Annotated in this window: 11 protein-coding genes and 1 pseudogene; 3 read left to right on the top strand and 9 right to left on the bottom strand. The window is 56.0% G+C overall.

What is annotated here, in order from left to right:
- A pseudogene (locus ACGHU1_RS15390) lies at positions 1-130 on the top strand (IS5/IS1182 family transposase); the annotation flags it as partial.
- A 12-nt stretch (positions 131-142) separates the two neighbouring features.
- Here ACGHU1_RS15390 and ACGHU1_RS15385 read toward each other — a convergent pair.
- Positions 143-403: a DNA -binding domain-containing protein gene (locus ACGHU1_RS15385; RefSeq protein WP_390588377.1), complete on the bottom strand. Its 261-nt coding sequence runs from the start codon at positions 401-403 to the stop codon at positions 143-145.
- 236 nt (positions 404-639) lie between these two features.
- Here ACGHU1_RS15385 and ACGHU1_RS15380 point away from each other — a divergent pair, with 236 nt between their 5' ends.
- Positions 640-870, top strand: coding sequence for a helix-turn-helix domain-containing protein (locus tag ACGHU1_RS15380; protein ID WP_236925253.1), 231 nt, complete (start codon positions 640-642; stop codon positions 868-870).
- Between the two features lie 93 nt (positions 871-963).
- Here the strand turns inward: ACGHU1_RS15380 and ACGHU1_RS15375 are convergent, their stop codons facing one another.
- The 8 genes from ACGHU1_RS15375 to ACGHU1_RS15340 form a co-directional block, all read right to left on the bottom strand.
- Positions 964-1,191: a helix-turn-helix domain-containing protein gene (locus ACGHU1_RS15375; protein ID WP_390588375.1), complete on the bottom strand. Its 228-nt coding sequence runs from the start codon at positions 1,189-1,191 to the stop codon at positions 964-966.
- Positions 1,191-1,649, bottom strand: a complete 459-nt coding sequence (locus ACGHU1_RS15370) for a hypothetical protein (RefSeq protein ID WP_390588374.1) — start codon at positions 1,647-1,649, stop codon at positions 1,191-1,193. The genes ACGHU1_RS15375 and ACGHU1_RS15370 overlap by 1 nt, the downstream gene beginning before the upstream one ends.
- A 466-nt stretch (positions 1,650-2,115) precedes the next feature.
- On the bottom strand, positions 2,116-2,496 hold the full coding sequence (locus ACGHU1_RS15365) for a hypothetical protein (protein WP_390588373.1): 381 nt from the start codon (positions 2,494-2,496) through the stop codon (positions 2,116-2,118).
- Positions 2,497-2,582: 86 nt separating this feature from the next.
- Positions 2,583-3,074 carry a hypothetical protein gene (locus tag ACGHU1_RS15360; RefSeq protein WP_390588372.1) on the bottom strand — a complete coding sequence of 164 codons (492 nt, stop codon included), beginning with the start codon at positions 3,072-3,074 and terminating at the stop codon, positions 2,583-2,585.
- A gap of 98 nt (positions 3,075-3,172) precedes the next feature.
- Complete coding sequence (locus ACGHU1_RS15355) at positions 3,173-3,721, bottom strand: hypothetical protein (protein ID WP_390588371.1); 549 nt, start codon at positions 3,719-3,721, stop codon at positions 3,173-3,175.
- Entirely contained in the window at positions 3,714-4,211 is a 498-nt protein-coding gene (locus ACGHU1_RS15350) for a hypothetical protein (protein WP_390588369.1), read from the bottom strand. The genes ACGHU1_RS15355 and ACGHU1_RS15350 overlap by 8 nt, the downstream gene beginning before the upstream one ends.
- Positions 4,212-4,255: 44 nt before the next feature.
- On the bottom strand, positions 4,256-4,747 hold the full coding sequence (locus ACGHU1_RS15345; RefSeq protein ID WP_390588367.1) for a hypothetical protein: 492 nt from the start codon (positions 4,745-4,747) through the stop codon (positions 4,256-4,258).
- A 24-nt stretch (positions 4,748-4,771) separates the two neighbouring features.
- The gene (locus ACGHU1_RS15340) at positions 4,772-5,299 is read right to left on the bottom strand and encodes a hypothetical protein (protein WP_390588365.1); all 528 of its coding nucleotides are present in this window, start codon (positions 5,297-5,299) and stop codon (positions 4,772-4,774) included.
- A 99-nt stretch (positions 5,300-5,398) separates the two neighbouring features.
- Here ACGHU1_RS15340 and ACGHU1_RS15335 point away from each other — a divergent pair, with 99 nt between their 5' ends.
- Positions 5,399-6,241 carry a LysR family transcriptional regulator gene (locus tag ACGHU1_RS15335; RefSeq protein ID WP_390588363.1) on the top strand — a complete coding sequence of 281 codons (843 nt, stop codon included), beginning with the start codon at positions 5,399-5,401 and terminating at the stop codon, positions 6,239-6,241.
- The last annotated feature ends 9 nt before the right edge of the window (positions 6,242-6,250 follow it).

Raw genomic sequence — 6,250 nt, 5'->3', positions numbered from 1 at the left:
GCGCAACGTCGTCGAGCGCATGTTCTGCCGGTTCAAGGACTGGCGCCGCGTCGCCACCCGCTTCGACCGCAACATCAAGACCTTCATGGCTACCATCGCCATCGCAGCCTTCGTCACGTGGTGGCTCTAATGAGTCCGGACCCTAATCCTTCGCGATCAATTGCCTGTAGCCACTACGCGCCATCCACCGTGCACGCTCGATATGCGCCGCGTGCATCGCGCGCGCTGCGTCTGGGTCGTCAGCGGGATCAAGGCTAAACACAAGTCGAACCACTTCGCGCCAATCCGCGCCTTCCGCAGCGGCATCAAGCAGGCGCAGATAGGTGACGAAATGCGCTTCATCATAGTCCGTGACGTGTTCGGACTGCGGCGGAACATCTTGCAAGGCAGGGGTCTCAGTCATGATCAGCTCGGTTTCGACTCGCTTGCTTTCGGGCTTGCTTTTAGCACGAAATCCTTCGCCACTCTTCGCTATGCCGCTTATCCCCAAACAGGTAATGCGATATTCCAGTTCAGGTTAACAGCGCGCACGACAAAAGCCGCTGAGTTTCAAAGCTTTTCGCGAAATCAGCACATACCTACTTTCATTCAGAGTATACTCCGTGGTTAAATACTCTGCAATCCCGCTCACTCGCCAGCATGACCCTGCGCGAGACCTTTGCTGCGAATTTGCGCCGCTATCGAAAAGCGGTCGGCCTGTCGCAGGAAGAACTTGCCCATCGCGCACAGATCGACCGGACCTATGTCAGCAGCCTTGAGCGTTGTCAGTATGCCGCAACGCTGGATGTGATCGAAAAGCTGGCAGTCGAGTTAGGTATTGAGCCTGCGGAATTGCTTGCAACTGCGGAAGGCGACAAACTGGCAACTTAGCGGGGTGTCCGCTTTGGGGCTGCGCACATGGCGTTCTCAATGGCAGATCTTGGGGTGGGAAGCGGATATTCGTGCCTAACCCATTTTCAATGATCACGACTCATTGGCGTCATCGATGTCCGGCAAATAAGACAGCAATTCGCCCGGCTCACATTCGAGCGCTAGGCAAAGACGGGCTAGGGTTGCAAAGCGGATGCCGCGAACCTTATTTGACCGAAATAGCGACAATTGCGTTTCGCTGAGGCCTACCCGCTGCGCGACCTCCTTTCCTGAAAGTCCACGCTGTTTAAGAACGCTGTCGAGTGTGACTTGCACTGGCATCACAGTATCTCGTCAAGTTCGGCGCGAGCAGCGGCGGCGACCCGGAGCGGGCGGCCCAGCACAAAAAGCAGCAAGCCCACACACCCGAGAGTGATGGCTGGGACGTCGAACCAGCCCCAGGCCGACGAATCAAGGAGAGCTTTCAAAATCAACGGCCGACCGAAAACAAACGCCATACCGCCAAGGAAGAGGCAGATTCCGAGACGCTCGAGTAAATTGCTGAGCGCAAGTTCCACGGCTTGTCCAACAGCAATCGCTTTGAAAGCCCTTTCAGTCATCCAAATCCCGCCGACGAAAAATAAAGACGGAAGGGTCGCGGCGAAATGTTGGATCTTCGCCTCCGCACTGCGTCCTTCGTCAAATAGAAAGAGGATGCTTAAACCCATCGCCAGCAAAACAAGCACAAGGACCCCAAGTGTGGCGTAGCGAGCTAGCCTCGCATTTCTAATTATCGACATCAGCGTCTCCAAGAATTTAACTAAGACTTAAATATCGATTTTAACCATTTAAGCAAGAGTTAAATTATGTGCATCCGCAAAGAGGCTGTCGCGTGCATCTGCAGGTGGCATCATCCCGAGGGTGAGGGGCAATAGGGTGCGGGGCATGAGATTAGCTCGACGTCAGCTTCTGGGTCGTTAGCAGACCGTCCGGTTTTGTCTGAAAAGTCGGATTAGCAGTCAGTCCGCTTCTGGCAAAATCCACGGCGCTGCTGAATGCCCGAAATTGGGGTGGGAACGCGACTGTCTGCTTCCAAATCTATGCGGAGCCAAAGCGGACGTAGTGTCCTCAATCTGCGTATGTCGGCTCACGACCAAGTTTCAGTCATTCAAACAGCTTGAAGTTCGCCCGACGCTTGGGGCCCCTATTAAGGGATTTGGCAACGCGACCTTGAATAACAAGCTGGAACCAGTCCCTTCTTTTAACTCACTGGCCAGACAATAGCTGGATGCGCCTTCTCTCAATTCGGCTGCGATCTTCCTCAGCGTCTTCGATGCGTCTTTGCGTCCGATCAAGGTCGCTTTGCTCCCTTTCGAGCTTGGCTTGAGCTCGTTCCAACCGCCGCTGTGCTTCGGTTACTTCTTCACGATCATCAAGAATGCGTGAACGCAGGTTCGCCAGACGCCTTTCAAGCTGTTCAGCATCGCGGTTGAGCCTTGCCCATTCGCGTTGCTGCCTCTCCGTCAAATCGGACGGCGCTTCGACGACAATAGAAGGAGCTTGGGGCTCTGCATCCTGCGCCGACGCGGGAGCGTTCACAATGAACAAGGCAGCAGAAAGAAATAGGAAACAGGGTTTGGTCGGCATGTCATTCCCCAATGAATTGAAACGAGAACGCATTGCTTGGAATCGGACGGTCTATCCGTCAAGCTACTCCCGCCTGGAGATAATCACTAGTCTTCGGGCATCCCCAGTATTTCTCGCGCTGAGCGAACGGTTGCCTCTTCGGCTGTCTCACACCCTTGTCCTGCCATATAGCCTTTAAGAAAGCTGCGCCTCGCAACACCTGCATAGACCGCCGCTTCCCAACGCTTCTCTTCCGCGTTCGCACCGGAAATCTGGCGAACAATCCCACGGAATGGAATCATCCCGCCGAGCACGTTTCCGCCGGTTCTTAGCCCGCGATTGATAAGTCCCGCGCGGTCCGCTGGTTGATCGGCATCGGGCCCAAGCACTTCATCAAGCCGTGCGACTTCTGTTCGCAGCGCTTCACACCCTTCAACCTCGTTTAGGTTGTATGGCTGGTCCTGCGCGAGCTGAAGAATGAGCGGGATTTCCTTGTTGCGAAGGTTGAGATCGCTGAGCGGCTGCGTCACCGCATCCACGGCGTCTTCGCCAACGCTATCTTTTCGTTCTCCGCTCTGCGCATGGGCAGTCGAACTCAACGCAAGTAGCCCAAGTGAGGCAGCGAGAGCTACGCCTCGAAGCATGCTCCCGCCGCCCGACTGCGATTGTCTTGACCCGAAAGGCACTATCCGCAGCCTTACTTCTTCGCTTCGGTCGGCTCGCCTTTTGGCATCACCGATGAAATTGAACGAGAGACCTTGCCCGCGAGATCGCGAGCACCGTCAATTGCCTTGTCCCCAAGCTCTTTCGCCTGGTCAGCCAATTCGTCCGTATCGATATTGGCGGCGCGTTCGCGCAGCTCGGCAACCTTATCCGCACCTTCTTTGCGCAGCGCGCTGATATCAACCGACGTGACACCTTTGCTGATGCGCTCGATGGTTTCATTCGCTTTTTCGCGCGCATCGTCTGCTGCATTTGAAAGCCGCTCGCCGAGAGAGGCAGGTGCTTCGGGAAGCGGGCGCGCGAAGTCTTCTGCGATAACACTCAGCATTTCGGTGAGCTGCTTTGGTTTTACCTTTGCAGAACGCGACGCGGCAAGCAACGCATCGCTCAAGGATGCTTTGCGCCCTGCAAGACTGGCAAAGAAGGCCTCGCCAAGCTGTTTCGCCTTCTCGGGCGGCAGGTATAGGCGGGTCGACAGCGCGTGAATGTCAATGATCGGCTTCGTCTCTGATGATTTAGGCATGAGATTCTCCATTGTGCTTTTTGATTTTGACTTTCGGAACGGCAGCCTTTGCGCGGGTCACGACGCGCTTGAGGTCTTCCTTGCGGGTGAGGCAAGCAATCTCGCTCGTCGTGAAACCCATAAACGCGATTCCGCCGTGAACGAGGAAATGGATAATGTCGGGACGCTCGATCATGGCGACCGCAAAGGAAGCCAAACCTGCGAAGAACATCATGGTTGCAGCGAACCGAGCGGTTGCACGGTTCCGGGTTGCGATGCTGAGCGCGAGGAGCGATCCAACGGCAACCCAAAGAACGGCAACGCTATCCCCGAGCATATTTGTCGGCAGACCCGTAAGGTCTGAAACGTAGGACGGGGCTACGAGTTGGATGATGCCAAGACCTGCAATCAATACTGAGCTCGAGAACGCTGCATGATCTACCGCAAAGCCGCATTTCGGGTTTGAAACACTTTTGGCATTGATCTGCGATACATGGGCTTTCTTGGCCATCGTCTCTCTCCTTGGTTGGTGCGCCCGGTCACGGGCGCACCGCACTACTCTCCCTGTTCTTTCGTTTTGCGGGCTTCTTCTGCATGCGCTCTTGCGAAATGCAGTTCGCGCTTGAGCTCAGCCTTGTCGGTCAAGCGGGCAAGGCCGCTATTGACCAAGCCAACAAAGGCAACCGCGCCGTGGATCAAGAGCGGTATCGGATCGGGTGAATTGAGGATCGTCACCGCGACCGCCGTCAGTCCTGCGACTAGCAGGAACTCAGCAGCAAAGATCGTCACCACGCGCATCCGAAACAGACCACCCACTGCCAGAATGGCACCGAATGCAATCCATTGTACTGCGAGGATCATCCCGGCTGTGCCGCTCTCGATCCCTGTCAGGGGTGTTGCGAAGAGCGGCGTTACGAGCTGTGCAATCCCTAGTCCGACAACCATTACAGCACTCGCGGCTGCAATGTGATCTACGGCACCGCCGGATTTGCTCACCTGCGCTGACGTCTCAACGAGGGGGTAAATTTTGTCGCGCTTCGCAAACATTTTTTCTCTCCTCTCAGTCCTTTCTTACCGGCGTGCCTGGCGCTGGCTTGCGCGTTCTGCATCGGCCATCATCGCGCGGCCTTCGTCGATCTTAGCCTGGGCCTTATCGACCGCTTCTTGTGCATTGGCCTGGCGACGCTGCACTCGGCTCAATTCACGGGCACCTTCTTCGCTGCGCTCTTCGAAGCGCTCCCAATCCTTCGCGGTTTCTTCGACCTGCTTTGCCCAGTCGCGTGCATCACCGGGGTCGGTAAAGAACGGACGAGCGGTCAGGCTCTCGAAAGATTGACGAGCATTGTCAGCACGGTCACGCGAAGTGTCACGCTTGTCCTGTGCTTCGACAACGGCTGCGCTGTAGCGAACGAGGTCACGCTGAGCGCCTTGTAGGTCACGCAGACCTTCGGCTTCGCGGCTGTTGCCACGATCCCAGGCACGCTGGTGCTCGGCAGAAACGATAATCTCAGCGCCGGTCTGCTGATCTTGCGCGAACGCAACCTGCGGGGCTGCGAGCGAAGCAAGAGCAAGGCCGGATGCAATCACAAAAGTCTTCATCGGGTATCTCCTTCGATTTGATGGAGAGCCGTCTAATCCTGATTTTAATTCTTGAGAAACGCGATTGTCAGAAGTTTATTTTCGTATTATCCGAATTGAATGGATATCACGACCTTTCAAACCTTCCTCGCCGCTGCTGCCACAGGTAGCTTTTCTGGCGCTGCGCAGCGCGTGAACGCATCTCCCTCAAGCGTGACCGAGCGCATAAAGCAGCTTGAGTATCGGCTTGGCACTAGACTTTTCATTCGGGACAAGCGCGGCTGCCAGCTCACACCTGCGGGCGAGAAGTTCATGGCACCCGCGCGCCAAGCTGTGCGAGCTTGGGAAGTTGCACGGCATGAGGTCTCCTTGCCCGATCGCTTTGAACGCTCGCTTTCGTTCGGCGGACAATACTTCCTGTGGGATCGTTTGCTTCTCGGATGGTTAGACGACGTACGCGCAAGCATTCCCGATCTGGCGCTGCGCGTCACTGCCGGTGCTTGGGCGAGGCTCAATCGGGACTTGGCTGAGGGCGAGCTGGATATGATTGTCGTCCATGATCCGGTCTTTCGCCGCGATATCAGCGCGGAGCGGTTGTTCGAGGATCAGCTCGTCCTCGTGAGCGCAGGCGATCCAACGAACTGGAAGGAGGACTTCGTTCGCATTGATTGGGGCCGCTCATTGGGGCTTGAGATCGCTTCTCGCCTCGGCATTGCCCCCGAAACCGGCTTAGTGCTCGATCTTGGTCAGCGTTCGGCACGTTGGCTGATCGCCAACATGAAATCGGGCTATATGCCTGAGTATCTCGTGGCACCTCTTCTTCAGGCAGGCGACTTGAGTATCATCGAAGACGCGCCAAGTTTCGATTTTCCGGCCTATGTCTGTTGGCGAGATGATATGGATGCAGAACTTGCTGCTGAAGTTGTGCTTTCCTTCCAAGAAAATGCGCCGGAATTGAGCTGAATTGCCAAT

This window comes from Erythrobacter sp. MTPC3 (assembly GCF_042854385.1).
In the GTDB taxonomy this organism is placed as follows: Bacteria; Pseudomonadota; Alphaproteobacteria; order Sphingomonadales; family Sphingomonadaceae; genus Erythrobacter.
Note: the sequence above shows the minus strand (reverse complement) of the source record. Positions and strands in the feature narration are given on the sequence as shown.

Coding starts and splice junctions, on each gene's coding strand:
- ACGHU1_RS15385 (WP_390588377.1), bottom strand. CDS start 403: ATGACTGAGACCCCTGCCTTGCAAGATGTTCCGCCGCAGTCCGAACAC.
- ACGHU1_RS15380 (WP_236925253.1), top strand. CDS start 640: ATGACCCTGCGCGAGACCTTTGCTGCGAATTTGCGCCGCTATCGAAAA.
- ACGHU1_RS15375 (WP_390588375.1), bottom strand. CDS start 1,191: ATGCCAGTGCAAGTCACACTCGACAGCGTTCTTAAACAGCGTGGACTT.
- ACGHU1_RS15370 (WP_390588374.1), bottom strand. CDS start 1,649: ATGTCGATAATTAGAAATGCGAGGCTAGCTCGCTACGCCACACTTGGG.
- ACGHU1_RS15365 (WP_390588373.1), bottom strand. CDS start 2,496: ATGCCGACCAAACCCTGTTTCCTATTTCTTTCTGCTGCCTTGTTCATT.
- ACGHU1_RS15355 (WP_390588371.1), bottom strand. CDS start 3,721: ATGCCTAAATCATCAGAGACGAAGCCGATCATTGACATTCACGCGCTG.
- ACGHU1_RS15350 (WP_390588369.1), bottom strand. CDS start 4,211: ATGGCCAAGAAAGCCCATGTATCGCAGATCAATGCCAAAAGTGTTTCA.
- ACGHU1_RS15345 (WP_390588367.1), bottom strand. CDS start 4,747: ATGTTTGCGAAGCGCGACAAAATTTACCCCCTCGTTGAGACGTCAGCG.
- ACGHU1_RS15340 (WP_390588365.1), bottom strand. CDS start 5,299: ATGAAGACTTTTGTGATTGCATCCGGCCTTGCTCTTGCTTCGCTCGCA.
- ACGHU1_RS15335 (WP_390588363.1), top strand. CDS start 5,399: ATGGATATCACGACCTTTCAAACCTTCCTCGCCGCTGCTGCCACAGGT.